1 protein-coding gene is annotated in these 394 nt (G+C 67.3%); it reads right to left on the bottom strand.

What is annotated here, in order from left to right; all coding sequences use genetic code 11:
- Positions 1-394 (bottom strand): cytochrome b (locus P0W64_RS22510; RefSeq protein WP_275482435.1); only part of this gene is annotated, 394 nt, incomplete at both ends.

Genomic DNA, 394 nt, shown 5'->3' with positions numbered 1-394 from the left:
TGCGCCGGTCTTCACGGCGAATACGGGCAGGATGCGTACGCCGACGACGTTCTCCTCGGTGCGGCCGGGGCCCGCGAACTGGGTGTGCTTCTGGTACCAGACCAGGGCCAGGTGGCCGGCGATGAGCGCGAGGATGATGCCGGGCAGGAGCAGTACGTGCGCGACGTAGAGGCGCGTGATGAAGATGTCGCCGGGGAAGTCGCCGCCGAAGATCAGCCAGTGCATCCACGTGCCGATCACCGGGAGACCGATCACGATGCCGGACAATGCGGCTCGTACGCCGGTGCCGGACAGTAGGTCGTCCGGGATGGAGTAGCCGAACATCCCCTCCGCCATCGCGAGCAGCAGTAGTGCGCAGCCGATCAGCCAGTTGGCCTCGCGGGGTCGGCGGAAC

The sequence above is a fragment of the Tsukamurella sp. 8F genome (assembly GCF_029167375.1).
GTDB lineage: Bacteria > Actinomycetota > Actinomycetes > Mycobacteriales > Mycobacteriaceae > Tsukamurella.
The sequence above is the reverse complement of the archived record's forward strand: the minus strand, read 5'-3'. Positions and strand labels throughout refer to the sequence as shown.